The organism is Dactylosporangium sp. NPDC049140, from assembly GCF_040648435.1.
The window spans coordinates 50124-75746 of record NZ_JBEZDS010000023.1 but is presented as its reverse complement, the minus strand read 5'-3'; the positions used below and the strand labels follow the sequence as shown (position 1 = coordinate 75746).

At 72.5% G+C, this 25623-nt stretch carries 24 protein-coding genes and 1 pseudogene; 14 read left to right on the top strand and 11 right to left on the bottom strand.

Features of this window, described 5'->3' with window-relative positions:
* Position 1 precedes the first annotated feature (1 nt).
* A complete protein-coding gene (gene metH / locus AB0B76_RS31615) occupies positions 2-3514 on the top strand; it encodes a methionine synthase (RefSeq protein WP_360382321.1) in 3513 nt (1170 codons plus the stop codon).
* Between the two features lie 21 nt (positions 3515-3535).
* Here metH and AB0B76_RS31610 read toward each other — a convergent pair whose 3' ends face one another.
* The gene (locus AB0B76_RS31610; protein ID WP_360382320.1) at positions 3536-4495 is read right to left on the bottom strand and encodes an NADP-dependent oxidoreductase; all 960 of its coding nucleotides are present in this window, start codon (positions 4493-4495) and stop codon (positions 3536-3538) included.
* Between the two features lie 135 nt (positions 4496-4630).
* On the opposite strand from AB0B76_RS31610, the gene AB0B76_RS31605 reads away from it, so the two are divergent.
* Complete coding sequence (locus tag AB0B76_RS31605) at positions 4631-5425, top strand: GntR family transcriptional regulator (RefSeq protein ID WP_360382319.1); 795 nt, start codon at positions 4631-4633, stop codon at positions 5423-5425.
* 57 nt (positions 5426-5482) lie between these two features.
* Here AB0B76_RS31605 and mctP read toward each other — a convergent pair whose 3' ends face one another.
* From mctP to AB0B76_RS31590, 3 genes are all read right to left on the bottom strand, one after another.
* Positions 5483-7141 (bottom strand): monocarboxylate uptake permease MctP, encoded by a 1659-nt coding sequence (gene mctP / locus AB0B76_RS31600; protein ID WP_360382317.1) that lies wholly within the window; start codon positions 7139-7141, stop codon positions 5483-5485.
* Positions 7142-7147: 6 nt separating this feature from the next.
* Positions 7148-7366, bottom strand: a complete 219-nt coding sequence (locus tag AB0B76_RS31595) for a DUF3311 domain-containing protein (protein WP_360382315.1) — start codon at positions 7364-7366, stop codon at positions 7148-7150.
* Between the two features lie 130 nt (positions 7367-7496).
* On the bottom strand, positions 7497-8411 hold the full coding sequence (locus tag AB0B76_RS31590) for a pyridoxal-phosphate dependent enzyme (protein WP_360382314.1): 915 nt from the start codon (positions 8409-8411) through the stop codon (positions 7497-7499).
* 74 nt (positions 8412-8485) lie between these two features.
* On the opposite strand from AB0B76_RS31590, the gene AB0B76_RS31585 reads away from it, so the two are divergent.
* The 3 genes from AB0B76_RS31585 to AB0B76_RS31575 all read left to right on the top strand — a co-directional run bounded on the left by AB0B76_RS31585 (position 8486) and on the right by AB0B76_RS31575 (position 12238).
* Positions 8486-9367 (top strand): LysR family transcriptional regulator, encoded by an 882-nt coding sequence (locus AB0B76_RS31585; RefSeq protein WP_360382313.1) that lies wholly within the window; start codon positions 8486-8488, stop codon positions 9365-9367.
* A 139-nt stretch (positions 9368-9506) separates the two neighbouring features.
* A complete protein-coding gene (locus AB0B76_RS31580; RefSeq protein WP_360382311.1) occupies positions 9507-11201 on the top strand; it encodes a 3-oxoacyl-[acyl-carrier-protein] synthase III C-terminal domain-containing protein in 1695 nt (564 codons plus the stop codon).
* Positions 11198-12238 carry a hypothetical protein gene (locus AB0B76_RS31575; RefSeq protein WP_360382310.1) on the top strand — a complete coding sequence of 347 codons (1041 nt, stop codon included), beginning with the start codon at positions 11198-11200 and terminating at the stop codon, positions 12236-12238. Before AB0B76_RS31580 ends, AB0B76_RS31575 begins: the two co-directional genes overlap by 4 nt.
* Positions 12239-12251: 13 nt before the next feature.
* Here AB0B76_RS31575 and mshC read toward each other — a convergent pair whose 3' ends face one another.
* Positions 12252-13502 carry a cysteine--1-D-myo-inosityl 2-amino-2-deoxy-alpha-D-glucopyranoside ligase gene (mshC, locus tag AB0B76_RS31570; protein ID WP_360382308.1) on the bottom strand — a complete coding sequence of 417 codons (1251 nt, stop codon included), beginning with the start codon at positions 13500-13502 and terminating at the stop codon, positions 12252-12254.
* Between the two features lie 98 nt (positions 13503-13600).
* Here mshC and AB0B76_RS31565 point away from each other — a divergent pair, with 98 nt between their 5' ends.
* Positions 13601-14404 (top strand): MerR family transcriptional regulator, encoded by an 804-nt coding sequence (locus tag AB0B76_RS31565; protein ID WP_360382306.1) that lies wholly within the window; start codon positions 13601-13603, stop codon positions 14402-14404.
* A gap of 98 nt (positions 14405-14502) precedes the next feature.
* Positions 14503-14865 carry a VOC family protein gene (locus tag AB0B76_RS31560; protein WP_360382304.1) on the top strand — a complete coding sequence of 121 codons (363 nt, stop codon included), beginning with the start codon at positions 14503-14505 and terminating at the stop codon, positions 14863-14865.
* 372 nt (positions 14866-15237) lie between these two features.
* On the opposite strand, the gene AB0B76_RS31555 is transcribed toward AB0B76_RS31560, so the two are convergent.
* The 4 genes from AB0B76_RS31555 to AB0B76_RS31540 form a co-directional block, all read right to left on the bottom strand.
* A complete protein-coding gene (locus tag AB0B76_RS31555) occupies positions 15238-16041 on the bottom strand; it encodes an SCO1664 family protein (protein WP_360382302.1) in 804 nt (267 codons plus the stop codon).
* Between the two features lie 6 nt (positions 16042-16047).
* A complete protein-coding gene (locus AB0B76_RS31550) occupies positions 16048-16611 on the bottom strand; it encodes a DUF3090 domain-containing protein (protein ID WP_360382300.1) in 564 nt (187 codons plus the stop codon).
* 98 nt (positions 16612-16709) lie between these two features.
* Positions 16710-17414 (bottom strand): MSMEG_4193 family putative phosphomutase, encoded by a 705-nt coding sequence (locus tag AB0B76_RS31545; RefSeq protein WP_360382298.1) that lies wholly within the window; start codon positions 17412-17414, stop codon positions 16710-16712.
* Complete coding sequence (locus AB0B76_RS31540) at positions 17411-18460, bottom strand: LLM class F420-dependent oxidoreductase (protein ID WP_360382297.1); 1050 nt, start codon at positions 18458-18460, stop codon at positions 17411-17413. The genes AB0B76_RS31545 and AB0B76_RS31540 overlap by 4 nt, the downstream gene beginning before the upstream one ends.
* A 117-nt stretch (positions 18461-18577) precedes the next feature.
* On the opposite strand from AB0B76_RS31540, the gene AB0B76_RS31535 reads away from it, so the two are divergent.
* From AB0B76_RS31535 to AB0B76_RS31510, 6 genes are all read left to right on the top strand, one after another.
* Positions 18578-19549: an aldo/keto reductase gene (locus AB0B76_RS31535; protein WP_360382296.1), complete on the top strand. Its 972-nt coding sequence runs from the start codon at positions 18578-18580 to the stop codon at positions 19547-19549.
* A 12-nt stretch (positions 19550-19561) separates the two neighbouring features.
* Positions 19562-20509 carry a hypothetical protein gene (locus tag AB0B76_RS31530; protein WP_360382295.1) on the top strand — a complete coding sequence of 316 codons (948 nt, stop codon included), beginning with the start codon at positions 19562-19564 and terminating at the stop codon, positions 20507-20509.
* Between the two features lie 12 nt (positions 20510-20521).
* On the top strand, positions 20522-20713 hold the full coding sequence (locus tag AB0B76_RS31525) for a DUF5703 family protein (RefSeq protein WP_360382294.1): 192 nt from the start codon (positions 20522-20524) through the stop codon (positions 20711-20713).
* 103 nt (positions 20714-20816) lie between these two features.
* Positions 20817-21371 carry a hypothetical protein gene (locus AB0B76_RS31520; protein ID WP_360382292.1) on the top strand — a complete coding sequence of 185 codons (555 nt, stop codon included), beginning with the start codon at positions 20817-20819 and terminating at the stop codon, positions 21369-21371.
* Positions 21368-22147, top strand: coding sequence for a GGDEF domain-containing phosphodiesterase (locus AB0B76_RS31515; protein ID WP_360382290.1), 780 nt, complete (start codon positions 21368-21370; stop codon positions 22145-22147). Before AB0B76_RS31520 ends, AB0B76_RS31515 begins: the two co-directional genes overlap by 4 nt.
* A complete protein-coding gene (locus tag AB0B76_RS31510) occupies positions 22129-22317 on the top strand; it encodes an EAL domain-containing protein (protein ID WP_360382289.1) in 189 nt (62 codons plus the stop codon). Before AB0B76_RS31515 ends, AB0B76_RS31510 begins: the two co-directional genes overlap by 19 nt.
* Positions 22318-22340: 23 nt before the next feature.
* On the opposite strand, the gene AB0B76_RS31505 is transcribed toward AB0B76_RS31510, so the two are convergent.
* On the bottom strand, positions 22341-24161 hold the full coding sequence (locus tag AB0B76_RS31505) for an Hsp70 family protein (RefSeq protein ID WP_360382287.1): 1821 nt from the start codon (positions 24159-24161) through the stop codon (positions 22341-22343).
* A gap of 158 nt (positions 24162-24319) precedes the next feature.
* On the opposite strand from AB0B76_RS31505, the gene AB0B76_RS31500 reads away from it, so the two are divergent.
* The gene (locus tag AB0B76_RS31500) at positions 24320-25453 is read left to right on the top strand and encodes a cellulose binding domain-containing protein (protein WP_360382285.1); all 1134 of its coding nucleotides are present in this window, start codon (positions 24320-24322) and stop codon (positions 25451-25453) included.
* A 6-nt stretch (positions 25454-25459) separates the two neighbouring features.
* Here the strand turns inward: AB0B76_RS31500 and AB0B76_RS31495 are convergent.
* Positions 25460-25603 (bottom strand): annotated as a pseudogene (locus AB0B76_RS31495) (DUF3140 domain-containing protein); the annotation flags it as partial.
* Positions 25604-25623 lie beyond the last annotated feature (20 nt).

The following is a 25623-nucleotide window of genomic DNA, read 5'->3' as shown; positions in this document are numbered from 1 at the left end:
TATGGCGGACCTACTGAAGACCCTCGCTGAGCGGGTGCTCCTCGCCGACGGCGCGATGGGCACCATGCTGCAGGCGGCCGATCTCACCCTCGAGGACTTCGAGGGCCACGAAGGCTGCAACGAGGTGCTCAACGTGACCCGCCCCGACGTGGTGCGACAGGTTCACGAGGAGTACTTCGCGGCCGGCTCCGACGCCGTCGAGACGAACACGTTCGGCGCGAACCTGGCCAACCTCGGCGAGTACGGCATCGAATCGCGCATCCGCGAGCTGTCGCAGGCCGGCGCCCGGCTGGCCCGCGAGGCCGCCGACGCGCACAGCACCCCCGACCGGCCCCGGTTCGTGCTCGGCTCGATCGGCCCCGGCACCAAGCTGCCCACGCTCGGGCACGCGCCCTTCGCCGCCCTGCGCGACGCGTACTTCGACAACGCGGCCGGGCTCATCGAGGGCGGCGCCGACGGGCTCATCATCGAGACCTGCCAGGACCTGCTGCAGACGAAGTCGGCGATCATCGGCGCCCAGCGGGCCTTCGCCGCCACCGGCGTCACGGTGCCGATCATCTGCCACGTCACCGTCGAGACGACCGGCACCATGCTGCTGGGCTCCGAGATCGGCGCCGCGCTCACCGCCCTGGAACCGCTGGGCATCGACCTGATCGGGCTCAACTGCGCGACCGGGCCGGCCGAGATGAGCGAGCATCTGCGGTACCTCGCGCAGCACGCCAAGGTTCCCGTGTCGGTCATGCCCAACGCCGGCCTGCCCCAGCTCACCGCCGACGGCGCCTACTACCCGCTGACCCCGGACGAGCTCGCCGACGCGCTGCAGCGCTTCGTGCTCGACTACGGGGCCGGGCTCGTCGGCGGCTGCTGCGGTACGACCCCGGCCCACATCAGCGCCGTCGCCCGCAAGCTCGGCCGCCAGGCCCCGGTGGGCCGCGAGCCGCAGATCGAGGCGGGCATCGCGAGCATCTACCACCACGTGCCGTTCCACCAGGAGGCCAGCGTCCTCATGGTCGGCGAGCGGACCAACGCCAACGGCTCCAAGGCGTTCCGCGAGGCGATGCTCGCCGCCGACTACCAGACCTGCGTGGAGATCGCCCGCCAGCAGGCCCGCGACGGCTCCCACATGCTCGACGTCAACGTCGACTACGTCGGCCGCGACGGCGCCCAGGACATGCGCGAGATCGCGGGCCGCTTCGCCACCGCGTCCACCCTGCCGATCATGCTCGACTCGACCGAGCCCGAGGTCATCGCGGCCGGCCTGGAGATGCTCGGCGGGCGCTGCATCGTCAACTCCGTCAACTTCGAGGACGGCGACGGCCCCGGCTCCCGCTACGCGCGGATGATGCCGCTGGTCAAGGAGCACGGCGCGGCCGTCGTCGCGCTCACCATCGACGAGGAGGGCCAGGCCCGCACCGCCGAGTGGAAGGTCCGCGTCGCCGCCCGGCTCATCGACGACCTCACCACCAAGTGGGGCCTGCGGGTCCAGGACATCCTCGTGGACTGCCTCACCTTCCCGATCACCACGGGCCAGGAGGAGGTCCGGCGCGACGGCATCGAGACGATCGAGGCGATCCGGCAGATCACCCGGCTGTACCCGGGGATCAACTTCACCCTGGGCATCTCCAACGTCTCCTTCGGCATCAACCCCGCCGCCCGCCAGGTGCTCAACTCGGTCTTCCTGCACGAGTGCCAGGAGGCCGGGCTGACCAGCGCCATCGTGCACGCCTCGAAGATCCTGCCGATGAGCCGCATCCCCGACGAGCAGCGCGAGGTCGCCCTCGACCTCGTCTACGACCGCCGGCGCGAGGGCTACGACCCGCTGCAGCGCTTCATCGAGCTGTTCGAGGGCGTCGACGTCGCCTCGGCCAAGGCCTCCCGCGCCGAGGAGCTCGCCGCGCTGCCCCTGCACGAGCGGCTCAAGCGGCGCATCATCGACGGCGAGCGCAACGGCCTCGAGGCCGACCTCGACGAGGCCCTGCAGGGCATGTCGGCGCTCGCGATCATCAACGACGTGCTCCTCGACGGCATGAAGACCGTCGGCGAGCTGTTCGGCTCCGGGCAGATGCAGCTGCCGTTCGTGCTGCAGTCGGCCGAGGTGATGAAGACGGCCGTCGCCTACCTCGAGCCGCACATGGAGAAGGCCGACGACGACGCCGGCAAGGGCCGCATCGTGCTGGCCACCGTCAAGGGCGACGTGCACGACATCGGCAAGAACCTCGTCGACATCATCCTGTCCAACAACGGGTACGAGGTCGTCAACATCGGCATCAAGCAGCCGATCTCCGCGATCATCGAGGCCGCCGAGGAGAAGCAGGCCGACGCCATCGGCATGTCGGGCCTCCTCGTCAAGTCCACGGTGATCATGAAGGAGAACCTGCAGGAGATGAACACCCGCGGCGTCGCCGAACGCTGGCCGGTGCTGCTGGGCGGGGCCGCGCTCACCCGCGCCTACGTCGAGGACGACCTGAGCGCCATCTACCACGGCGACGTGCACTACGCCCGCGACGCCTTCGAGGGCCTCTCCCTCATGGACCGGGTCATGACCGCCAAGCGCGGCGGCGCCCCCGTCGTCGACGCCGAGCGGGAGGCCGCCCTGGCCGCCCGCCGCGAGCGCCGCGCCCGCACCATCGAGGTCCGCGACAACCTGCCGGCCCTGGACGACACCTCGGTGAAGTCCGACATCGACTACTCGGCCCCGGTGCCGGTGGCACCGTTCTTCGGCACCCGTGTCGTCAAGGGCATCCCGCTCGCCGACTACGCGTCCATGCTCGACGAGCGCGCCACCTTCCTGGGCCAGTGGGGCCTGCGCGGCGCCCGCGGCGGCACCGGCCCCTCCTACGAGGAGCTCGTGGAGACCGAGGGCCGGCCCCGGCTGCGGTACTGGATGGACCGCCTCGCCTCCGACCGGGTCCTCGAGGCCGCGGTCGTCTACGGGTACTTCCCGTGCTACTCCGAGGGCAACGACCTGGTCGTGCTCGACGAGAACGCGAACAGCGAGCGGGCCCGGTTCTCCTTCCCGCGCCAGCGCCGCGACCGCCGCCTGTGCATCGCCGACTTCTTCAAGCCGCGCGACGCCGGCACGCTGGACGTGATCGGCCTGCAGCTGGTGACCATGGGCCAGCCGGTGGCGGACTACACCGCGAAGCTCTTCGCGGGCAACGCCTACCGCGACTACCTCGAGGTGCACGGCCTGTCGGTGCAGCTGACCGAGGCGCTGGCCGAGTACTGGCACAAGCGCGTGCGCGAGGAGCTGGTCCTGCCCGACGGCCGCCCGATGTCCGAGGAGGACCCGAAGGACCTCGACGGGCTGCTGCGCACCGACTTCCGCGGCTGCCGGTACAGCTTCGGCTACCCGGCCTGCCCCGACCTCGAGGACCGCGCGAAGACCGTGGCCCTGCTCGACCCGTCCCGCATCGGCGTGACCCTGTCGGAGGAGTTCCAGCTCATGCCGGAACAGGCGACGGACGCGATAATCGTGCACCACCCCGACGCGTCGTACTTCAACGCGAAGTAACCGGCGCCGCCCGGCCGGCCGTCAGGCGGCCGGCCGGGCCACGCCGATGACGATCTTGCCGCGCCGGTGCCCCACCGGCAGCTCCTCGTAGGCGGCGCGCGTGCCGGCCAGCGGGACGACCCGGTCCACCACCGGCGCGAGCCGGCCGGTCTCGACGAGCCGCGCGAGCGTCTCGAGCTCGGCGCGGTCCGGCTCGACGATGAAGAAGACCCCGCGGGCCCCGTGCGCGGCGGCCTCCCCGGCATCCGGCGGGGCGGCGACGCTCACCAGCACGCCCCCCGGCCGCAGCACGGCCCACGAACGCTCCTGCGTCTCGCCGCCCACCAGGTCGAGGACCACGTCGACGCCCGCGACGCGGTCCTCGAAGCGCTCGGCCCGGTAGTCGACGACCTCGTGCGCGCCGAGCTCGGTCACGAACCCCCGGTCCCGCGCGCCGGCGGTCGCGGTGACCCGCGCCCCCAGGTCCGCGGCGACCTGCACGGCGAGCGAGCCGACGCCGCCGGCCGCGCCGTGGACCAGCACGTGCTGCCCGGCCTGCAGACCGGCGTGGCGGACCAGCGCCTGCCAGGCCGTGAGCGCGGGCATCGCGACGGCGGCGGCCGCCTCGTGGTCAACGGTCGCGGGCTTGGCGGCCAGGACGTCCGCCGGCACGGTGACGTACTCGGCGGCGGCCCCGTCGCGCACGAACGGGATGAGCCCGAACACCTCGTCGCCCACCGCGGTCCCGGTCACTCCCGGGCCGAGCGCGGCGACCACTCCCGACATCTCGTGCGCGGGGACGATCGGCGTGCGCTCGCGGCCCCCCGGCGTACGGCGGTCGGTCCAGGTGGCGTCCCATGTGAGCTCGCCGGGGGTGATCGACGCGGCGTGCACGGCCACGAGCACCTCGCCGGGCGTCGGCTCGGGCCGCGGCGCCTCCTCGTACACCAGTTCCTCGGGGCCGCCGCGGCGGTGGGCCCGCACGGCGTGCATCGTGCTCATCGGCGCCTCATCTCGATGGCCTCCCGTACACCGGACCGCTCGTTCGTCACGTCGACCGCGCTGCCCCGGTGCGCCGTGCCCCAAACTCCCCCGAACACGTTGCGCTTGGCATCCTAGGAGGCTAGTTTGAGCCCTATGACCATCAATCCGGGAGCCGCCGAGTTTCCGCACCGGCAGATCGGGGCGCAGCTGCGCGCACAGATCCAGCGCGGCGACTGGGCCCCCGGCGAGCGCCTGCCGTCGATCCCGGCCCTGGCCGCGCAGTTCGGGGTGGCCAAGCAGACGGTGCAGCGCACGATCGACCAGCTGCGCATCGAGGGGCTGCTGATCACGCGCCCCGGGTCGGGCACGTTCGTGCGCGGCACGAAGCGGCGCATGAACCGGCTCTCCCGCGGCCGCTACGGCTCCCAGCGCGGCTACCACGCGGAGCTCGCGGCCCGGTACCGCCAGCATCTCATGATCGTCGCGCAGATGCCGGCGCCGGCCGAGGTGGCCGAGGCGTTCGGCGTCGACCCCGGCGCGCCGCTGCTCGTGCGGCGGCACCTGGTGCGCACCGGCGACTCCCCCGTCGAGGTCGGCGCGTCGTGGTTCCGCCCCAACGACGTCCGCGGCACGTCGATCGAGCGCCCGGACGTGTTCGACCGCCCGCTGTACCAGGAGGTCGAGGAGGAGCTCGGCCGCCGCTACGCGAGCGCGCGCGACCAGGTGAGCGCCCGGCTGCCTTCGCGCGAGGAGTCGGAGCTGCTGCAGATCCGGCCGGACACGCCGGTGCTGGTGCTGCTGCACGTGGCGTACGACGAGGACCATAAGGTCCTCGAGGTCGCCCAGGCGGCCTGGCCGGGGCCGATGACGCAGCTGACGGAGGAGTACCGGATCCCGGCGCCCCGGCCCGGCCTGCCCGACGACGAGCCGGGCCTCGCGCTGGGCTAGCCGCCCCACGGCACGGCGCCGGCCCTGGCTCGCAGGGCCGGCGCCGGTCGGGAGCGGTCAGGTGATCGGGTCGGGGGCGGCCGTCGCCACCGGGGCCGGGGACGTCGGGATGTCGCTGATGCGCGGGTCGCCCTCGTCCGCGAAGTAGTCGTCGCGGGTCGTGTCGTCGCCGCCGTCGGCCACCGAGGAGGCGCGCAGGATCAGCGTCACGATCGCGGCCACGGCCAGGTTGACCAGGACCGCCACGAAGCCGACGTAGATGGTCTTCTTGGTGTCGAAGCCCCACTCGCTCAGCGGGAACGCCGAGCCCGCGAAGTGGCGGTGGGTCGTCGGGTTCACCACCTTGTACAGCATCCACAGGCCCAGGCCCATGCCGGCGACCCAGCCCGCGACCAGGGCGCCGCGGTGGAACCACCGGGTGAACAGGCCCAGCGCCACCGCGGGCAGGGTCTGCAGGATGATGACGCCGCCGATGAGCTGCAGGTCGATGGAGAACTGCGGGTCGACGAAGACGACGAAGAGCAGGGCGCCGAACTTGACCAGCAGGCTCATCACCTTCGAGGCCGTGGCCTGCTGGGCGGGCGTGGCGTCGCGCTTGAAGTACTCGCGGTAGATGTTGCGGGTGAACAGGTTCGCGGCGGCGATGGACATGATGGCCGCCGGCACCAGGGCGCCGATGCCGATCGCGGCGTACGCGACCCCCGCGAACCAGTCCGGGAAGAGCTTGTCGAACAGCAGCGGTACCACCGTGTTGTTGTCGTTGGTGCCGTTGGGGTTCTTCAGCGGGGTCACGCCCGCGGCGATGGCGGCGAAGCCGAGCAGGGCGATGAGGCCGAGCAGGAAGCTGTACGCCGGCAGCGCCGACATGTTCCGCTTGATCACGTCGCGGTTCCGGCTCGCCAGGACGCCGGTGATGCTGTGCGGGTACAGGAACAGCGCCAGGGCCGAGCCCAGGGCGAGCGTGAAGTACTGGACCTGGTTGTTGCCGTTGAGCAGGATGCCGTCCGTCGTGGCCGGCGTCTTGGCGAACTTCGCGTCGGCGGCGTCGAAGATCGCGCCCCAGCCGCCGAGCTTCGACGGCAGGTAGAAGACCGCGACCAGGATGACGACGTAGATCAGGATGTCCTTCACGAACGCGATGAGCGCCGGGGCGCGCAGGCCGCTGGAGTACGTGTAGGCGGCCAGGATCGCGAAGGCGATGATGATCGGCAGGTGCCGGGCGAGGGTGCCGGACCCGGTGACGCCCATGGTCTTGAGGACCGACTCGATGCCGACGAGCTGCAGCGCGATGTACGGCATCGTCGCCACGATCCCGGTGATCGCGATGACCAGGGCGAGCGTCGGGGACTGGAACCGGGCCCGCACGAAGTCGGCCGGGGTGACGAACCCGTGCCGGTGCGACACCGACCACATCCGCAGCAGCACGAGGAACACCAGCGGATAGATGATCACCGTGTACGGCACCGCGAAGAAGCCGGCCGCGCCCGAGGCGAACAGCAGGGCCGGGACGGCGACGAAGGTGTACGCGGTGTACAGGTCGCCGCCGACGAGGAACCAGGTGATCCAGCCGCCGAAGTTGCGGCCGCCGAGGCCCCACTCGTCGAGGTGGTTCAGCGTGTCGGGGCGGCGCCAGCGGGCGGCGAAGAAGCCCATGGCGCTGACCGTGAGGAACAGCACGACGAAGATGACGATTTCGAGGACATGGTCACGCCACATGGCCGCTCACCTCTTCTTCGTCATCTGGTAGACGAGCGTGGTGACGCCCACGCCCAGAAGGATGAAGGCCAGCTGGAGCCAGTAGAACCGCGGGAAGCCGAGGAACCGGGGTCCGTCGGCGTTGAACAAGAATGTGAGCAGCGGTACCACGATCGGGATGACCAGCAGCCAGTTCCAGGGACTGCGGTCACTCGCCGGGGCCTTCCGCTCTTCAGGACCGGTCACGACAGACCTCTCCTTCGACGGGGGTGTTCCGGACCTGGGCGGCAGGTCCGTAATGATCGACGTAACCGGATCCCCGTCACCGGCCGAGCACGGCCGGGCCGGAAATCGGCGAGCGGTACGAACGATGCGCTCAACGGGCAAGCTCCAATTCGGTGGCGTTGGCCCCGGTCACCACCACCCCGACGGCGGAGCCCATGAGCTCGGGCCGGGCGAGCACCGCCGCGAGGGCCGCCGCGCCCGCGCCCTCGGCCTGGGTGCCCGCGCGGCGGGCGAGCAGCCGCCGGGCGTCGCCGATCGCGTCGTCGCCGAGCAGGACGAAGTCCGACAGGTGCGCGCGCAGGATCTCCTGCGGGCCGGCGAAGCCCCGCCCGGTGGCGAGCCCGTCGACGTTCGTGCGATTTTGGCGGTACACGCACGAGCCCGCCCGCCACGAGTCGTGCGCGGCCGGAGCGGCCTGCGACTGCACCGCGATCACCCGGCAGCCGGGCGCCACCGCGGCCGCGACGAGACAGGCGCCCGCCGCGCCGGTGCCCGAGCCGACGGGCACGACGAGCGTGTCGAGCTCGGGGTGGCGTTCGAGCAGCTCGAGGTACAACGTGGCGACGCCGGCGATGAGGGCCGGCTCGTCGCCCGGGCTGACCAGGCGGCCGGGCAGGGTCTGCGCGAACCGTTCGGCCTCGCCCATGTCGGCGCCGTGCCGCACGACCGTCGCCCCCAGCGCCTCGACGGCCCGCACCTTGACCTCGTCGGCGTGCTCGGGCATGACGATCGTGGCGGGGCGGCCGTACTCGCGCGCGGCGTACGCGATGGCGCGCGCATGGTTGCCGGTGGAGTAGGTGACGAGGGCGTCGCCGGCCTCGGTCCCGGCCAGCAGGTTCAGCGCGCCGCGGACCTTGAACGCGCCGGTGGGCTGGGCGTTCTCGTGCTTGAGCACGACCCGGCGGCCGGCGGCCTCGTCGAGCAGCGGGTAGGACCAGGACGGGGTGGGCGGCAGGTGGCCGGCGATGGTCCGGCGGGCCTGGAGCACGTCGCGCATCGTGAGCATGGGGTGAGCTTCCACCGGTACAACTGATAGGTCTAATGCTTGTTTTGCGGAATTTTCATAGACACGATTGATGGATGCTGGATCTGACGCGGTTGCGGGTGCTCGTGGCGGTGGCGCGGCACGGCTCGGTGACGGCGGCGGCCGAGGCGCTGCACTATGCGCAGCCGTCGGTCAGCCACCACCTGGCCCGCCTCGAGACGGAGACCGGGGCCCAGCTGCTGCAGCGGGTGGGCCGCGGCGTGCGGCTGACGCCGGCCGGGCGGCTGCTGGCCGAGCGCGGCGAGGAGATCCTGGGCCGCCTCGACGCCGCCGAGGCCGAGCTCGCCGAGCACAGCGGACTGCGCGCCGGCCGGGTGCGGCTGGCCGCGTTCCCGTCGGCCCTGGGCTCGTTCGTACCGCCGGCGGCGGCCCGGTTCACGCAGGCGCATCCGGACGTGTCGCTCGAGTTCGTGGAGGCGTCGCCGCCCGAGGCCCTGCGCCTGCTGCGCACCGGGGAGGTCGACCTCGCGCTGGTGTTCGACTACGGCTCGCCGCCGTCTCCCGACGCGGTACGGCTGACACCGCTGTTCACCGAGGAGCTGCACCTCGTGACCCGGCCCGGCGCCTCGCAGCACCTGAAGGACCACGCGCGGTCGCGGTGGATCGCCGGGTGCACCCGGTGCCGGGAGAGCCTGGTGCGCCGGTGCGCGGCGGCCGGGTTCGTGCCGGACATCGCGTTCACGACCGACGACTACGTGGCGGTGCAGTCGCTCGTCGCGGCGGGCCTGGGCGTGACGATCCTGCCGGCGCTGGCGTTGCGGGCGCACCGGTCACCGGCGGTGTCGGCGGTCGCGTTGCGCGGGGGCGAGCGGCGGGTGAGCGCGGCGGCGTACGGTGTACCGCCGGACCCACCGGCGACGGCGCGGCTGCTGGAGTACCTGACGTTGCCGACAGTGACGCCGAACTCCGGACAGTGACGGCTTCACAAGTGAATTATTCTCATGAGTGTATGGTGTAGAAAACGGAACGGGCACCATCACCTAGGTAGCGCGACCTAGCCGGACTGAGTCGCCCGGCGGATCCGATCGCCTCCCCGCCTCGACTGCAATGTTCCACATGGGACAGACGTCAGCGGTGTACATCACGGGGTGCGGCGCGCACCTGCCGGGCGCGCCGGTCGGCAACGACGAGATCGCCTCGCGGCTCGGCGGGACCGACCCGGCCACGGCCCGGCGGCGCGCACGGGTGCTCGCGGCGAACGGCATCCGGCAGCGTCACTACGCGACCGGGTCGAGCAACGAGGAGCTGGCCGCCGCGGCGGTCGAGCTCGCGGTGAAGGACGCGGGCCTGGCCATGGGCGAGGTCGGGATGCTCGCCACCGGCACGACCATGGGCGACCAGCTCGTGCCCGGGTTCGCGGCCATGGTGCACGGCCGCGTCGGGGGCGGCCCGATGGAGCTGCTCAGCGCCGGCGGGGTATGCGCGTCCGGGATGGCCGCGCTCAAGGCCGCCGCCGGGGCGGTAGCGCTCGGGGAGCATGACGCGGCCGTGGTGGTCGGGTCGGAGCTCGTCAGCCGGGTGCTCGCCGAGCCGCGGTTCACGGCCGGCGGGCGGTCGACGTCCGACGCGGAGTTCCTGCGGTGGACGCTTTCCGACGGGGCCGGCGCCGTCGTGGTGTCGTCGCGGCCGCGCCCGGATCGGGAGAGCCTGCGGGTCGAGTGGGTGCGCAGCGTGTCGTACGCGCATGAGTACCCGGCCGGCATGCGCGCCGGGGAGGGGTGGCTCGACGCCCCGAGCGCGGCCGCGGCGGAGGCGGCGGGGCTGTTCCGGCTGCGGCAGGACGTGTCGGCGCTGCCCTCGCTGTTCCGGCTCGGGGTCGAGCGGGTGCGCGCGCTCGTTGACATCCGAACAATTGACCATGCGCTCGTGCACTGGTCGGCGAACACGTTCCGAGATCGGATATTTGCCGAAATTCCGGAAATCGCCGGAATTAGCTTCAGCAACCTCGAGACGTGCGGGAACACCGGGGCGGCCAGCATCTTCGTGATGCTGGAGGAGGCCTGGCGTACCGGGCGGTTCAAGGCGGGTGACCGCATCCTGCTCGCCGTGCCCGAGTCCGGGCGGTTCACCGTCTCGTTCGCATTGCTCACCTGTGTCGGTCCCGCTCAGCTCGTCGACGATCTTGCGCACGTTTGGACAGAGCTCGAACAGCGCCTCGCCACCGTGCCGATCGTGCGGCGCATCGAGGACTCGACCGCGACCATCGACGACTACCGTGCGTTGCTCGTCAACCTCCGCCAGCAGGTGGTCGAGGGCGGGCGGTGGATCTCCCGGGCCGCCTCCAACTTCTCGGCCGAGCGGTTCGAGCTGCGCAGCGCCGCCATCCGGCACGCGGCCGAGGAGCATCGGGACTTTCTGTTGCTGGAGCGGGACTTCGTGGCCGTCGGCGGGGATCTCGGGGAGATCCGGCTCGGGGCCAAGAACCCGGGCTCGGAGGCGCTGTCCGCGTTCATCATGCAGCAGGCGTCGCGGCCGGATCCGGTCGATCTGCTCGGGGCGATGTTCGTCATCGAGGGGCTCGGCACCGCAAAGGCGCTCGGATGGGCGCGGATGCTGCAGGACCAGCTCGGCCTGGCCGACGGGCAGGTGAGCTTCCTGCGGTACCACGGCGAGAACGACGGTGAGCATGTGAGCGAAATGCACCGTCTGCTCGGCCCGCTCATGTCCGATCCTGTCGCCTGCGCCGCAATCGTGCATACCGCCCGGATCACCGCGCGGCTGTACGCGCTGCAGCTGGAAGAAATCCGATGAGCGCCGACGACATCTGGGACGAGCTCGCCGCGCGCGAGCCGATCGATGCGCGCACGCTGCGGCTCGTCATCGAGGACCAGCGGTCGTGGTCGCGGCGATGGGTGTACCCGTTGCTGCGCCCCGTCTGCAACGCGCTCGTCGTCGTGGTCGTGATGCTGCGGCGGATCGTGCCCGGGCGGCTCACCGCGCACGGGGTCATGGACGCGTTGTGCGTGTGGTTCCTGCGCCGCTGCGTGAGCCCGGCCGCGGGTGAGCTGCTCGTGCGGCACTTCATCGTCGAGACGAACCTGCTCGTGTTCGTCGCGCGCAACACCGGGATGCGCGAGGAGGTGTCGTTGCGGCCGCAGGCGCTCACGGCGCTCAAGAACCGCGCGGTGATCGTGCACGATGTGAACGTCTACGAGGTGCTGAAGGCCGTTCGAACGCGCACACCGCCGCGCGAAACGCTCATGCCGTCACGCGAGACGCACATGCCGCCGCGCGAAACGCGCACACCGTCACGCGAAACGCGCACACCGTCACGCGAAACGCACACGCTGCCGCGCGAGACGCACACGACCCCGCGCGAAACGCGCACACCGCTACGCGAAACGCACACGCCGCCGCGCGAAACGCACACGCCCACCGGCGGAACGTGTGCACCTGGACTCGATACGAGCATGCTCGCCGTCGAAGCGATCGACGCCGAACCCCGGACGCGCAGATTCATGCGCCTGGACATCCAGTCGGCGCTGTGCCTGATGAACGTTCCGTTCGCGCTGTGCCTGAGCGCCGCCGAGTACCGCCGGGCCGTGCACTCACTGCGCCTCGACACGCACCTGATGGCCGTGCTCGCCGACATCACCGGCGATCCCGTGTTCCGGACCTGGGCGCCGGCCGGCGTGCCCGTGCGGGTCGACAGCCGGCTCGAGGTGCCGCGGGCGGTCTATGAGCATGCGGTCATCTGCGAGTACGCCCACGAACGCCTGCGGCAGGGGACTCCGGAGCCGGCCACCGTCCGACTGGTGGCCGGCCGCGAAGAGCCTGCGATGGTGTGACCGAGGGCGCGGGTCAGAGCTTGATGCCGAGCAGCGCGTCGACCGCGGTGGCCATGATGGCCGGGGCCTCGCGGTCGTCGCCGGCGTCGGCCAGCGTCGCGTCGACCCAGGCGTCGACGGCGGCCAGGGCACCCGGCGCGTCGAGGTCGTCGGCGAGGCGTTCGCGCAGCTGGGCGACGAGCTCCGCGCCCGACGGGCCGATGCCGGCGCGGGCCGCCTCGCGCCAGCGCGAGAGGCGCTGCTGGCCGGTCTTGAGTACGTCGTCGGTCCACATGCGATCGTTGCGGTAGTGGTCGGCGAGCAGGGCCAGACGTACCGCCATCGGGTCCACGCCGTCGCCGCGCAGGCGGGAGACGAAGACGAGGTTGCCCTTGCTCTTGGACATCTTCTCGCCCTCGAGGCCGATCATGCCGGCGTGCACGTAGTGCGAGGCGAACGGGGCCTTGCCCGACAGGGCCTCGGCGTGCGCGGCGGAGCACTCGTGGTGCGGGAAGAGCAGGTCGTTGCCGCCGCCCTGCACGTCGATGGTGTCGCCGAGCAGGCTCTGGGCGATGACCGTGCACTCGATGTGCCAGCCGGGGCGGCCGGGGCCGAGCTCGCCGCCGTTCCAGGCCGGCTCGCCGTCGCGGGCGCCGCGCCACAGCAGCGGGTCGAGCGGGTCGCGCTTGCCGGGCCGCTGCGGGTCGCCGCCCCGCTCGGCGGCGAGGCGGAGCATCTCAGTGCGGGAAAGATTGGATTCGGTACCGAACGCCGGCGCCGTGGCCACGGAGAAGTACACGTCGCCGGTGCCGTCGTCGAGGGTGTACGCGTGGCCGGAGGTGATGAGCGCGGCGACCTTGCGTGCGATCTGCGGGATGGACTCGACCGCCCCGACGTACCGCTTCGGCGGCACGATCCGCAGCGCCTCCATGTCCTCGCGGAACAGCGCGGTCTCCCGCATCGCGAGGACCACCCAGTCCTCGCCGTCGCGCTCGGCCCGCTCGAGCAGCGGGTCGTCGACGTCGGTGACGTTCTGGACGTAGTCGACCTCGTGCCCGGCGTCGCGCCACACCCGGTTGGCCAGGTCGAACGCGATCATGGTGGCCGCGTGCCCGAGGTGCGTCGCGTCGTACGGGGTGATGCCGCACACGTACATGGTCGCGGGCCGGCCGACGAGGTCGACGGGGGCGATCTCCCGGCGCGCCGAGTCGAACAGGGCGAGCGGCGCGGCGTCGCCGGCGGGGCGGGGCAGCGTGGGCAGCGCCGGTGCGATCCAGGAGTCCATGACCAACAGCGTATCCAAGCGCGGGCCGGGCGCGGGATGTGACGAAACTTGCCCTTGCGCTTGCACTTCCCGCTACTGGAAGGGTTTGACTGGTCGGCATGACATCGGGCGTGACCATCGGGGAGTTCTCGCGGCTGTGCCACCTGTCCGCGAAGACGCTGCGGTACTACCACGACATCGGCCTGCTCGTGCCCGCCGACGTCGATGGGGAGACCGGGCATCGGCGGTACCACCCCGGGCAGGTCGGCGACGCGCATCTCATCCGGCGCCTGCGCGGCCTGGACATGCCCCTGGCCGAGATCCGCACCGTGCTCGCGGCGCCCGGCGAGGAGCCCCGCGCCGAGGCGCTCGCCCGGCACCTGGACCGCATGGAGGCGGAGCTGGCCCGGACCCGGGGCGTCGTCGCCTCGCTGCGCCGGCTGCTGGACGCGGCGCCGCCGGTCACGGTGCTGTACCGCGCCCACGCCCCCGCCTCCGTCCTGCGCGTCGGGGCGAGGGTCGCCCGCCCGGACGTGGCCGCGTGGTGCGGGACGGCGTTCGGCGAGCTGTTCGGGGCGCTCGCGCAGGCAGGCGCGGACCCGGCCGGGGTGGCCGGCTGCACCTACTCGGCCGAGTTCTTCGAGCAGGACGCCGGCGAGGTGGTGGCGTTCGTACCCGTCCTGCCCGGCGCGTTCGCCGGTGACCCGAGGCTCTCGGCGCTGCCGGGCCGCCGTTACGCGGTGGCGGTGCACGCGGGGCCGTTCGCGGATTGCGACCTCACGTACGGGGCACTGGGCGCGCACGTGGCCGAGCACGACACGGCGCTGGCGGAGCCGATCGTGGAGCACTATCTGGTCGGGCCGCAGCACACGGACGACGAGGAGCGGTTCCGCACGGAGGTCTGCTGGCCGGTTGCCGGTTGACGACGAAAAGTCCGACACTTCGTGATCGGACTTTTCGGACTTATACCCTGTCCGGCGATACGTCGTATACGCCATTTTACAACGTGAAGGAGCAGGAAATGTCGGAAATCATGCTGGCCAACGTGACGGTCGACTGCAGCGGGAACGCCACCGAGCTCGCCGGGTTCTACGCGGCACTGCTGGGGCGCGAGGTCGATCCGGGGGCGTCGGAGTACTTCGCCACCGCGGGCCGCTCGGCCGGGCTCACCCCGGTGCTCATGTTCATCCGGGTGCCCGACCGTACGCCCGGCAAGAACAGCGTCCACCTCGACCTGCACACGAACGACATCGCGGCCGCGGTCGAGCGCGCGACCGGCCTGGGGGCCAAGCACGTCGGCGACTTCGACGAGTACGGCGCGACCTGGACCACCCTCGCCGACCCCGAGGGCAACCTGTTCGACATCGGCCACCCATCCGCCTGAATGCGATATAACGCCCGACAGGGTAAATATCCGATAAGTCGCGGCGCGGAGCGCCCGACCTATCGCGCTCAGCTGCTCACGGCAGGGCCGCGGCGCGGAGCGCCCGACCTATCGCGCTCAGCTGCTCACGGCAGGGCCGCGGCGCGGAGCGCCCGACCTATCGCGCTCAGCCGTTCACCGCAGGACTGAACGGGCCTTTACCGCTGTTCTCCGCAGGGCTCGACGGGCCTGCCAGAGGAGCGCATTCAACTGAACCGTGATCCGAATCCCCCGAAATCGGATATATGCCCGGCCAGGCGACAAATCCGATAAGTCGCGGCGCGAAGCGCCCGACTTATCGGGCTCAAAGTGGTGAAGTCGCGGCGCAGCGCGTCAGATGGGCGGCCACGGAATCGCGTGGCGGTCCTCGTCCGGCTCGGGGTACCTGCGCGTCTGCAGCAGGGCGTCGATGCGCACCCAGATCATGGCCACCTCGGCCGGGGTCAGGTGCTCCGAGAACGTCTCGGCCAGGCCCGCGGAGTACTGCGCGCGCAGCTTCTCCAGGACCTCCACGCCCTCGTCCGGGATCGGCTCGCCGGCCCAGCCCCAGATGATGGTGCGCAGCTTGTCCTCGGTGTGGAAGCAGATGCCGTGGTCGACGCCGTGGACCTTGCCGTCCACGGTGTCGATCACGTGGCCGCCCTTGCGGTCGGCGTTGTTCGCCACGGCGTCGAAGAGGGCTATGCGCGCCAGCCGCGGGTCGTCGGCGTGGGCGAGGGCGAAGGGGCGGCCGCGCTCGTCGCGGGCCGACATGATGCGCCGCCAGGTCTTCGGGACCTTGTTGGCCGGGACGAACCCGAGGAGCAGGTCGTCGGTCTGCTGGTCGTCGTCGATCCACAGCTGGCACATGCCGGGGCCGAGCGGGCCGTCGCGCAGGAGGGTCGGCGGGACGATGTCCCAGCCGGTCGCCTTGGACAGCAGCCACGCGGAGTACTCGCGGCCGGCGAGGGTGCCGTCCGGGAAGTCCCACAGCGGGCGCTCGCCGCTCACCGGCTTGTACACGCACCGGGCCACGGTGCCGCCCAGGGTGACGACGCAGCGCAGGGTGGCGTTGGAGGCGTCCATGAGCCGGCCCTCGAGCTCCAGCCCGCCGTGGCGCAGTAGTTCCAGGGCCTCGTCCTCGGGCAGCGCCGGCACCCCGGGCTACCGGCGGTAGCCGTTGTGCCGCGGGCAGAGGTGCCCGCGGGCGTCGAGGGGCTGGCCGCACAGCGGGCACGGCGGGCGGCCGGAGGCGACGACCCGCTTGGCCCGCTCGATGAACGCCTTCGTGGCCGCCGGGGTGAGCCGGACCCGCAGGCGGTCCCGGTCGGCGGTGGCCAGTTCGTCGTCCTCGTCCTCTTCCGGCTCCTCGGCCTCCTCGTCGCCGACCGCGATCGCCTCGATGATGACCGTGGCGGTGTCGACGTCGAACTGCAGGCCGAGCGTGCCGACGCGGAACTCCTCGTCGAGGGGCGTGTCGAGGGGCTCGTTGTCGGCGGTCTCGACGACCGCTTCGGCGACGAGGTCGACGCCGAAGCGGCGGTGGGCCTCCTGGAGCAGCTCCTCGAGCTTCTCGGCCAGCAGAGAGACCTGCACCTTCTCCAGGGCGACGCTGACCAGCCGGCCGCCGCCGCGGGCCTGCAGGAAGAAGGTCCGCTCCCCCGGCGCACCTACGGTGCCGGCAACGAACCGCTCAGGCGGCTCGAATGCATACACGTGGTGGCTCATGTCAGAAACTCTATCCAGTCGTGACGGCATCCGCCGCAAGCGGGCACAAGATCACACCGAACCGGCCGAACCGGCCGCGAAAACCGCAGGTCGGCACATCACACCGAGCCGCCCGAACCGCCCCCGACGGCGGCGTCCGAGGACGGTTCGCCCTCCGTCTTCTCCGGGGGCAGGAACCCGGACAGATCGCCGCCGGTGTCGTTGAGGCGAAGAACGAAGGACCGCAGCGGGGTGTACCGGATGACGGTCACCGACGCCGGTTCGGCCGCGATGCGCTGGAACAGGTCCAGGTGCATGCCGAGCGCGTCGGCCACGATCGCCTTGATGATGTCCCCGTGGCTGCACGCCAGCCAGACCGCCTCGGGGCCGTGGGAGGCGGCGAGGCGGGCGTCCCAGCCGCGGATCGACGCGATCGCGCGCGCCGACATCTCGGCCATCGACTCGGCGTCCTCGCCCGGGAAGCGGGCCGCGGACGGGTGGGCCTGCACCGTCGCCCACAGCGGGTCCTTGGCCAGGTCCTTGAGCGGGCGGCCGGTCCAGTCGCCGTAGCGGCACTCGATGATGCCGGCGTCCTCGACGACGTCGGTGACGTCGGGCAGGGCCAGCGACAGGGTCTCCCGGCAGCGGGGCAGGGGGCTGCTGACGACCGCGGCCAGGGGCAGCTTGGCCGCGGCCAGGCGCTCGCCGACCGCGACGGCCTGCCCCCGCCCGACCTCGTCGAGGCCGACGGGCTGATGACCGGCGAGGACCCCGGTGGCGTTGGTGGTGGTGCGCCCGTGCCGGAGCAGCAGTACCGTCGTCACGCGGAGAACCCGGCCTTCTCCCACGCCTCGGCGAGCTGCCGGATCACGCCGATCGAGTAGTCGGCGTCGCCGAACACAATGGTGGAGATCTCTGTCACGCCCGCCTCCTGGTACGCCTTCAGCCGCTCCGCCACCCGCTCGACCGGGCCGAGCAGCGAGGTGCGGTCGATGAACTCCAACGGTACGGCGGCCGCGGCGTCGCGGTGGCGCTTGGCGAGGTAGAGGTCCTGGACCTCCTTGGCCGCGTCGCCGTAGCCCATGCGGGTGGCGAGGGCGTTGTAGAAGTTCTGCTCCCGCGAGCCCATGCCGCCGACGTAGAGGGCCGCGTAGGGGCGTACGAGCTCCGCGCACATCGCGACGTCGTCGCCGAACACCACGGGTACCGACGCCGCCACCTCGAAGCCGTCCATCGTCTTGCCGGCCTTCGCCCGGCCCGCGGCGATCGAGCCCAGGGACTCGTGCGCGAACTCCGGGGAGAAGAAGATGGCCAGCCAGCCGTCGGCGACCTCGCCGGCCAGCTCGAGGTTCTTCGGGCCGACGGCGGCGAGGTAGACCGGCACGTGGTCGCGGATCGGGTGCAGGGTCAGCTTGAGCGGCTTGCCGGGGCCGTCGGGCAGCGGCAGCGTGTAGAACTCGCCGTCGTACTCGACGACCTTGCGGGTCAGCGCGAGGTTCACGATGTCGATGTACTCGCGGGTGCGCTTGAGCGGCTTGGCGAACCGCACGCCGTGCCAGCCCTCGGAGACCTGCGGGCCCGACACGCCGAGGCCCAGGCGGAACCGGCCGCCGGAGAGCTTGTCGATGGTGGCGGCGGTCATCGCGGTCATGGCGGGGGTGCGGGCCGGGATCTGGAAGACCGCGGAGCCCAGCTCGATCCGCTCGGTCTGCCCGGCGATCCAGGCGAGCATGCTCGGCGCGTCGGAGCCGTACGCCTCCGCCACCCATACGCAGGAGAAACCGAGCCGGTCCGCCTCCTGGGCGATCGCCAGGTGGCCCGCCTCGTCGTTCCATGACGACAGGTAACCGAGGTTCAACGCAAGCCGCACAACTGCCTCCCGGAGGTCCCCCGTGCGACCCTGCACGGTGCGGCACCAGGGTAGCCTGCGCCGCTGACAGGCCACGCCTACCGTACGAAGGCGCCATCCGGCCGTATCGTTCCATGCATGCAGCAGCGACCGCTCGGCCGTAGCGGGCTGGCGGTATCCCGGCTGGCCCTCGGCACGATGACGTGGGGCCGTGACACCGACGCCGACGACGCGGCCGCCCAGCTCAAGACGTTCCGCGACGCCGGCGGGACGCTGCTGGACACCGCGGACGTCTACGCCGACGGCGAGGCCGAGTCGGTCATCGGCGCGCTGGTCGGCCGGCTGGTACCGCGCGAGGAGCTGGTCATCGCGACCAAGGCCGGCCTGCGCCCGGGGATGGCCCGCCGGCGCGACGGCTCCCGCGGCCACCTCCTGTCCGCCCTGGACACGTCCCTGCAGCGGCTCGGGACCGACCACGTGGACCTGTGGCAGGTGCACGGGTACGACCCCGACTCGCCGCCGGAGGAGACCCTCTCGGCGATCGACACCGCGGTGAGCACCGGCCGCGCCCGCTACGCCGGTGTGTCGAACTTCTCCGGCTGGCAGACCGCCCGCGCCGCCACCTGGCAGGCGGCCTGGCCGGGCCGGGCCCCGCTGGTCTCCACGCAGGTCGAGTACTCGCTGCTGGAGCGCGGCATCGAGCGCGAGGTCGTGCCGGCCTGCGCGGCCCTGGGCATCGGCATCCTGCCCTGGTCGCCGCTGGGCCGCGGGGTGCTGACCGGCAAGTACCGCACCGGCGTGCCGGCCGACTCCCGGGCCGCGTCGCCGCACTTCGAGCGGTTCGTGGCGCCGTACCTCGACGACCGCTGCGCCGGGATCGTCGAGGCGGTCGCGACCGCGGCCGGCGGCCTCGGCGTGTCGCCGCTGGAGGTGGCCCTGGCCTGGGTCCGCGACCGGCCCGGCGTGGTCGCGCCGGTGCTCGGCGCCCGCACCGTCGGGCAGCTGCTCGGGGCGCTGCAGACCGAGGAGATCGTGCTGCCGCGGGAGATCCGGTCCGCGCTCGACGACGTGTCGGCGCCCACGTCCGGCTACCCGGAGCGGCAAACGTAGTCTTGGGCGACCATGCGCCGACTGCTTTTCCTGGCCGGCGTGCTCGCGCTCACCGCGTGTGACGCCGGCGCGCCCGTCAGCCACCCCGACGCCACGATGCCCACCCCGACGTGGGCCCCCGCGCCGTCCGTCGCACCGGCCGGCACCACGACGCCGGTGCCGGAGCGCCCGACCGGGGTCGCGATCGGCCCGCAGATTGCCGCAATTTCCGAAAAATCCGCGTTTGTACTCCCTGAAGCCACCCGATCCGCAACAGCCGGACCGCCGCGCAGCATCGTCGCCGTCGCCGGCGGGTTCCGGGTCGTGGCCGGGTCCGCGGTACAGAACCTCCCGGGTGGCCCGGCCTGGACCCTGCCGGCCGAGGGCGGCGCGATCGCCGTGCCCCGCGACGCCGACTGGACCGCCGTCGCCCTGCCCGCCCGCGGCGACGTGATCATCCTCTCCCCCACGGGCGCGACGCTGCGGACCATCCACACCGGCGGCCGGCCGAGCGCCCTGGCCGCCGACAAGTCCCGCATCGCCGTCGTGGACGCGTCCGAGTCCTCGATCACGGTCTTCGACGCGGCCACCGGCGCGCGCCAGGAGGCCCTGCGGGCCGGCGACGGCGCCGTGACCGTCGCCGCGGCCGGTGGAGGCCGCTTCGCGGTGATCGACGCGCGCGACGGCGAGCTGCTCGTCTTCGACACGGGGCCGCTGATCCTGCGCCAGCGCCACCCGGTGCCGGGCGGGGCGTGGGCGGCCGCGTACGACGCGGGGCGGGGCGTGTTGTGGGTGACGCTCACGCAACGCAATGAGGTGGTGGGCTTCGACCTGGGCGGCGGGGCGCCGCGCGAGGCCGGCCGGCACCCGACGGTACAGCTGCCGCTGGCTGTTGCGGTTGATCCTGCGACCGGAGCGCTGGCCGTCGCCGGGTCGGGTGGCACCGGGTTACAAGGGCTGGTGCAGCGCATTGCGGCGTAGCACTATCGGTGCATGGACTACGAATACGTGCCGCTGCGGTTGCCGTCGAATGTCGACCGGATGACCGCTAACGCACAGCTGACGATCCAGGCCGAGTACGGCGGCTGGGAGCTGGCGCGGGTCCGGCTGTATCCGGACGGCACCCGCCAGGTGGTGCTCCGCCGCCGGGTCACGAACGCCACTCTGCCCGGGCTCAGCACGTAGCCCAGCGGCACGGATATTGAACCCGGACGTTCCAGATCGCCACAACGGAACGTAGCCTCGTCAATGCTTGCCGCATTGTTCGAGGTGCGCCAGACTCAGCCTCGTGCTGCTGGTGCCGGTCACGCTCAGCGCCGCCGCGCTGGTCGCGGCCCTCGCCGGGCTGATGCCCGCCGGGCTTGCCCTCGCCGTCGCGGGGCTCGTCGCCGCCGCGCGTGCCGCGACCCTGCTCCGGCCGGCCGACGGGTCCGCCGCCTGGCACCGCCCGGTCAGCGCCGGCCTCGGCTTCTGCGGCGTGTCGACCGCCGCCGCCGGCATCGCCTCCGTCGTGGCCCCCGATGCCCGGCTCACCGACGTACCGCTCGCCGCCGAGCTGCCGCTCATCGGCCTGTTCTTCGTCGCCGGCACGCTGCTCGCGGGCCTGTTCCACCTGCCCGGCCAGGCCGCCACCTACATCGGGCGGGTCCGCCGGCTCCTCGACGGCGTCGGCATCGGCGTCTTCCTGTTCTTCATCGCCTGGCTCGTCGTCTTCGAGGCCGCCGGGCTCGAGGGCGCCGCCCTCACCGCCGTACTCGTGGCCAGCGTCGCCGTCGGCGCCACCGTCGTGGGCACCATGCGTTCGCGGTCCTCACCTCCGGCGGCGCCGTGCACGCCCAGATGACCGCGAGCCGCCTGCTGACGCTGCTGTCCGACCCGTACCCGGTGCTGGGCATCGCCTCCCACCTGTCCGCGTCGGCCGGCCTGGCCGAGCACACCGACGGCAGCGGCAACGCCCTGAGCCGCGCCGAGCTCGCCCTCCAGCGGGCCCGCCGGCTCGGCCCCGCGCAGCCGCCGCAGTGGTACGACGAGGCGACCGCCACCCTGCTGCGCCGCCGCCTCACCATCGAGCAGGACCTGCCGGGCGCCCTCCTGCGCGGCGAGCTCGACCTGCTCTTCCAGCCCGTCGTCGAGCTCCCGTCGGGCCGGGTGGCCGGCGTGGAGGTCCGCCCCCGCTGGCGCCGCGCGGGCCTGGGCGCCGTGACCGACACCGAGTTCCTGCCCGTGGCCGACCAGCTGAGCCTGCACCACGAGCTGGGCGCCTGGCTGCTGGCGGCGGCCGGCCGCCAGTTAGCCCGCTGGGACGGCACCCCGCCGCTCTGGCTGGCCGTGACCGTCTCCCCCGCCCTGCTGACCTCGGACGGCTTCGTGGACCTCGTGGCCGCGACGGGCTTCCCGCCGTCGCGCCTGGTCGTGCAGTTCACCGTGCCGGAGCCGCCGCTGCCGGACCTCGTGGACCGCCTGACCGCCGTACGCACCCTGGGCGCGCGGACGGCCCTGAACGGCTTCGGCATCCAGGCGACGTCGCTGAGCCTGCTGCGCCGCCTGCCCCTCGACCTCGTCCGCGTCGACCGGCGCACGTTCGCGGGGCGGAGACGGCGGTGGTCGCGGCGGTGGTGAACCTGGCGCGGCAGCTGGGGGTCGAGGTCGCCGTGGACGGCGTCGAGGCGGACACGGAGCTGACAACCATCACGGCGGCGGGCTGCCGCCTGGCCCAGGGCGCCCTGTTCTGCGCGTCGGCGGTGCCGGAGCGGCTGGAGGCGTACCTCGACGCCCAGCGCTGTATCTGAGGCTCGCGGCGGGGGAGCCGCGATCAGGTCACGGCCGCCGTCAGGGTCGGGAGGGTTGCTCTCGTCGCGGTGACGAGCCGTGCGCGGAGGTCGGTCAGTTCGGCCGCCGTCCAGCCCTTGCCGTCGGTCCGGGTCGCGGTCATCCGTAGCTGCCACGTGAGGTTGTGCTCGCGTACGCCGAGGATCAGGGTCAGGTCCGTCGCCGCGCGTTTGCTCGAGTCCTTCAGGCGGTACACCACGGCTTCCTCGCCCAGGTTCTCGACCGGCTCCGGGGTGTCGTTGACGCGGGCGTCCTCGGCGACCATGAGGCGGTAGTCCGCCTGGGTGAGCTGCTGGTCGGGGCGGATCGTGACGGTGCCCGCGAACAGCGCGAGGACCGCGGGCTTCTGGTGGGACCGGCGCGTGGTGCAGTTGGCGGTGCCGGCCTGGCCCGTCAGGTTGCGGGACGGGCGGGGCGGCTCCTCCTCCGTCTCGTACACGGTGCGGAAGGCGGTCAGGTCGAGCTGGGCGCACAGGTCGTCGGGGGCCTTGGTGAGGTCGTACTTCGGGGCGGCCGGGGTGCTCGCGGACGTCTGCGGGTCGTCCGGTTCGTTGGTGGACAAGGTTTTGTACGTCGCGAAAGCCCCGAAGGCCACGATCGCGCCCGCGGCGGCCAGGGCCACGCGCAGACCCCGGCGGCCACGGCGCGCGGGATACAAGGGCGGCGCGGGCGAGGCCGGGACCGGGGCCGGGGCCGGGGCCGGCGAAACCGGGGCCGAGGCCGGAGGGGCAGCAGGCTCGGCCAAAATCGGGGCCGGTGCGGTCAGGAGCGGGGCCGACTCGGTCAGGAGCAGCGCGCCCTCGGCCACCACCAGCTCCGGCTGCTCCGCCACGATCGGGGCCAGGCCCAGCGCCTCGTGCAGCATCGTCGCCACCAGCGGGGTCCGGCTCGCCCCGCCGACCAGGAACAGGCCGGCCACGTCGGACGGGCGGACGCCCTCGGCCCGCAGCAGCGCGCCGGTCATCGCCACCGTCGGATGCAGGACCGGGCGGGCCAGCTCCTGCAGCTGCTCGCGGCCCAGCGGGATCTCGCGGCCCGGGGCCGGCAGGAGGACCACCGTGCCGCTCGCGCGGGACAGCATCTCCTTGGCCGAGCGGACGTCGTCCCAGAGCCGGCGGCGCTCGGCGGGGGTCGTCCACAATGGACCGTACGACCGCTGCAGGGACGCGACGAGGGCCGCGTCGATGTCGAGGCCGCCGATGTCGCCGAGGCCCTCGGAGGCGACCGGGGCGAAGCCGGCGGGGCCGCGGCGCAGCAGCGTCACGTCGCAGGTGCCGGCGCCGAGGTCGTAGACGAGCAGGTGCGCGCCGGCCGGCAGGGCGGCGCCGTGGCGGTCGGTGAAGACGGCGGCCGCGGCGAGCGGCTCGGCGACCAGGGTCACGGGGCCGAGGCCGGCGCGGATCGCGGCCTCGCGCAGCCGGGCGCGGCGGGACGAGCCCCAGTCGGCCGGGTGGGTGAGCACCGCCTCGCGGGCCGGGCCGAGGGGGCCGAGCACGCGGTCGGCCTCGGCGACCACGCGGGCGAGGACGGCGGCGACGAGGTCCGCCACGGGCACCTCGGCGTCGGCCAGCAGTACCGCGCCCTCGTCGATGCGGCGCTTCGGGTTGGGCTCGAGCCGCTCGGGCGCGCTGCGGGCGAGGTGGGCGGCGTCGCGGCCGGTGTGCAGGCGGCCGTCGGGGCCGAGCAGCACCGCCGAGGGCAGCAGCGGCGAGCCGTCGAAGATCAGCTGCTGGAGCCGGCCGTCGGGGCGGTGCAGGACCGCCACGGTCGTGGAGGTGCCGAAGTCGATACCCAGCCGCGTCATGGCGGGAGTGTAGGGATCCGGGTCCGGCCGGTAATTTTCACGCGTTTGCGTCGGGTTCGACGGGTCTGTGACGGCACACATTGACCGGCTTCAGTGCCGGGGCTAGCTTCGCGACTGTCGAAGCGCATCGACAACGGTCAGTTAGGAGTCGTACCGCCATGCGAAGTCGCACTCTTGCGCTCTCCCTCGGTGCCGTGGTCGCCGTCGGCGCGGCCGGTGCCGTGGCCATCGCCCTGCCCGCCTCCGCCGCCGCCGGGTGCCGGGTCGGGTACCAGATCAGCAGTCAGTGGCCCGGCGGGTTCGGGGCCAACGTCACGGTCACGAACCTCGGGGACCCGATCTCGAACTGGACGGTCGTCTGGTCGTACTCGGCCGGGCAGACGGTCACCCAGGCCTGGAACGCCACCGTCACCCAGAGCGGCTCGACGGTGACGGCGAAGAACGCCGGGTACAACGGCTCGATCGCCACCGGCGCGAACGCGTCGTTCGGCTTCAACGGCTCGTGGACCGGCAGCAACCCGGTGCCGACGAGCTTCACGCTGAACGGCACGGCCTGCACCGGTACCGTCACCAACTCCCCGACGCCGACGCCGTCGCGCACCACGGGCTCCCCGACGCCGACCTCGGGCACTCCCGGCGGCGTGCCCTCCGACGCGGCCTGGGTCGCGACGGGCGCCTGGGACCAGTGGACGAACAACGGGTACACCGTGATCAATGACGTCTGGGGCGGCGGCGCCGGGCCACAGACGATCTGGGCGCGCACCGGCATGAACTGGGGCGTCGTCGCCAACCACCCGCGCACCAGCGGGGTGAAGTCGTACCCGCACACCGGCAAGACCCTCAACCGCACCCTCAGCTCGCTGGCGTCGGTGAAGAGCACGTTCAACGTGTCCGTGCCGGCCGACGGCGACTGGGAGAGCGCCTACGACATCTGGGCGAACAACAACGCCTACGAGGTCATGATCTGGGCCAACCAGCACGGCGCGGTCGGCCCGATCGCGGGGTCCTACGACTCCAACGGCGCGGTGCCCGACGCCCGCAACGTGAGCGTGGGCGGGCACACCTGGAATGTGTACCGCGGATCGAACGGCTCCAATGCCGTGTTCTCGTTCGTGCGGACCGGGAACACGAACTCCGGCTCGGTGGACGTGCTGGCCGTGATGAACTGGCTGCGCACCAACAACTGGTGGGGCGACGTCACCGTCGGGCAGGTCCAGTTCGGATTCGAACTGAGCGGTACCGCCGGGCAGTCGAACTTCGTCTGCAACAACTTCACGCTCGACTACAGCTGACGCCCACGATCGTCGCCACCGGGCCTCGCGCACGTCTCCGGACGGGCGCGGGGCCAGGTGGCGGTGCACGTATCCGACCACCTTGCGCATGTGGGCCTGGTCGGCGGCGGTGAGGTCGGCCTTCTTCGTGTGCGGGATGTCGACGATTCTCCCGCAGCTCACAACCGCAC

What these genes read in the sequence shown, in the direction of transcription:
- metH (WP_360382321.1), top strand. Translation starts at nt 2, where the DNA reads ATGGCGGACCTACTGAAGACCCTCGCTGAGCGGGTGCTCCTCGCCGAC.
- AB0B76_RS31565 (WP_360382306.1), top strand. Translation starts at nt 13,601, where the DNA reads ATGACATCGGGCGTGACCATCGGGGAGTTCTCGCGGCTGTGCCACCTG.
- AB0B76_RS31560 (WP_360382304.1), top strand. Translation starts at nt 14,503, where the DNA reads ATGTCGGAAATCATGCTGGCCAACGTGACGGTCGACTGCAGCGGGAAC.
- AB0B76_RS31550 (WP_360382300.1), bottom strand. Translation starts at nt 16,611, where the DNA reads ATGAGCCACCACGTGTATGCATTCGAGCCGCCTGAGCGGTTCGTTGCC.
- AB0B76_RS31505 (WP_360382287.1), bottom strand. Translation starts at nt 24,161, where the DNA reads ATGACGCGGCTGGGTATCGACTTCGGCACCTCCACGACCGTGGCGGTC.
- AB0B76_RS31605 (WP_360382319.1), top strand. Translation starts at nt 4,631, where the DNA reads ATGACCATCAATCCGGGAGCCGCCGAGTTTCCGCACCGGCAGATCGGG.
- AB0B76_RS31590 (WP_360382314.1), bottom strand. Translation starts at nt 8,411, where the DNA reads ATGCTCACGATGCGCGACGTGCTCCAGGCCCGCCGGACCATCGCCGGC.
- AB0B76_RS31535 (WP_360382296.1), top strand. Translation starts at nt 18,578, where the DNA reads ATGCAGCAGCGACCGCTCGGCCGTAGCGGGCTGGCGGTATCCCGGCTG.
- mshC (WP_360382308.1), bottom strand. Translation starts at nt 13,502, where the DNA reads ATGGACTCCTGGATCGCACCGGCGCTGCCCACGCTGCCCCGCCCCGCC.
- AB0B76_RS31525 (WP_360382294.1), top strand. Translation starts at nt 20,522, where the DNA reads ATGGACTACGAATACGTGCCGCTGCGGTTGCCGTCGAATGTCGACCGG.
- AB0B76_RS31610 (WP_360382320.1), bottom strand. Translation starts at nt 4,495, where the DNA reads ATGAGCACGATGCACGCCGTGCGGGCCCACCGCCGCGGCGGCCCCGAG.
- AB0B76_RS31500 (WP_360382285.1), top strand. Translation starts at nt 24,320, where the DNA reads ATGCGAAGTCGCACTCTTGCGCTCTCCCTCGGTGCCGTGGTCGCCGTC.
- AB0B76_RS31575 (WP_360382310.1), top strand. Translation starts at nt 11,198, where the DNA reads ATGAGCGCCGACGACATCTGGGACGAGCTCGCCGCGCGCGAGCCGATC.
- AB0B76_RS31515 (WP_360382290.1), top strand. Translation starts at nt 21,368, where the DNA reads ATGACCGCGAGCCGCCTGCTGACGCTGCTGTCCGACCCGTACCCGGTG.
- AB0B76_RS31580 (WP_360382311.1), top strand. Translation starts at nt 9,507, where the DNA reads ATGGGACAGACGTCAGCGGTGTACATCACGGGGTGCGGCGCGCACCTG.
- mctP (WP_360382317.1), bottom strand. Translation starts at nt 7,141, where the DNA reads ATGTGGCGTGACCATGTCCTCGAAATCGTCATCTTCGTCGTGCTGTTC.
- AB0B76_RS31530 (WP_360382295.1), top strand. Translation starts at nt 19,562, where the DNA reads ATGCGCCGACTGCTTTTCCTGGCCGGCGTGCTCGCGCTCACCGCGTGT.
- AB0B76_RS31585 (WP_360382313.1), top strand. Translation starts at nt 8,486, where the DNA reads ATGCTGGATCTGACGCGGTTGCGGGTGCTCGTGGCGGTGGCGCGGCAC.